This window comes from Ralstonia sp. A12 (assembly GCF_000801955.1).
Classification (GTDB): domain Bacteria; phylum Pseudomonadota; class Gammaproteobacteria; order Burkholderiales; family Burkholderiaceae; genus Ralstonia.
In genome coordinates this window covers 1-231 of the sequence record NZ_JSZO01000056.1, presented here as the reverse complement: position 1 = coordinate 231, position 231 = coordinate 1, and the positions used below count along the sequence as shown (strand labels likewise).

The window sequence follows — 231 nt, the reverse complement described above, 5'->3', positions numbered from 1 at the left end:
GGGCCAGCGCTACACGCCGATCGCAGCCGCCTGGCACCGTGCATGGGATCAGGTGATCCCGTTCTTTGCGTTCCCGCCGGCGATCCGCAAGATTATCTACACGACCAACGCAATCGAGAGCATCAACGCGCAGCTACGCAAGATCATCAAAACGCGGGGCCACTTCCCCAGTGACGAGGCGGCTACCAAGCTGCTGTGGCTGGCGCTGCGCAACATCACGGGCAAGTGGGG

1 protein-coding gene is annotated in these 231 nt (G+C 62.8%); it reads left to right on the top strand.

Annotation, left to right across the window (positions count from 1 at the left end; genetic code table 11):
• Positions 1-231, top strand: a 231-nt coding sequence (locus tag PI87_RS27920) for an IS256 family transposase (protein WP_039601009.1), incomplete at both ends; no start/stop codon positions are given.